The organism is Myroides albus (assembly GCF_009711045.1).
GTDB classification, from domain to species: Bacteria; Bacteroidota; Bacteroidia; order Flavobacteriales; family Flavobacteriaceae; genus Flavobacterium; species Flavobacterium album_A.
Map to the genome: position 1 here is coordinate 1 of NZ_WMJX01000143.1, position 342 is coordinate 342.

1 pseudogene is annotated in these 342 nt (G+C 29.2%); it reads right to left on the reverse strand.

The window, feature by feature from the left end:
* Positions 1-267, reverse strand: a pseudogene (locus GJV76_RS15665) (hypothetical protein); the annotation flags it as partial.
* Positions 268-342 lie beyond the last annotated feature (75 nt).

Below are 342 nucleotides of genomic sequence, written 5' to 3' on the forward strand. Positions count from 1 at the left end.
AATAGCCTTGATAAATAAATGATAGATTTTATGTTCTAATCCTTCTTGATTGACGATTGTTCTTAAATCCTGTACAACTTGATTGTGCTGATAATGTTCAATTTGATTGATTGAATACCCACTAGCAGTCAATAAAGAAAGATCTTTTTCTTTTATATTATCGGGTTGTAGTTGATAGGTATAGAACTTTTTATCGCTATCATAAGCTACTGTATTTTTATGTAAATAAACTTTAGATAGAATCTTGGTTAGTTTTGGATCGATCATGATAGTTGGATTGTGCTAGAATAGTGCTAAGGTATTTAAAATTTCACTTGCTCTACTTTTTAATCCGATCATTTC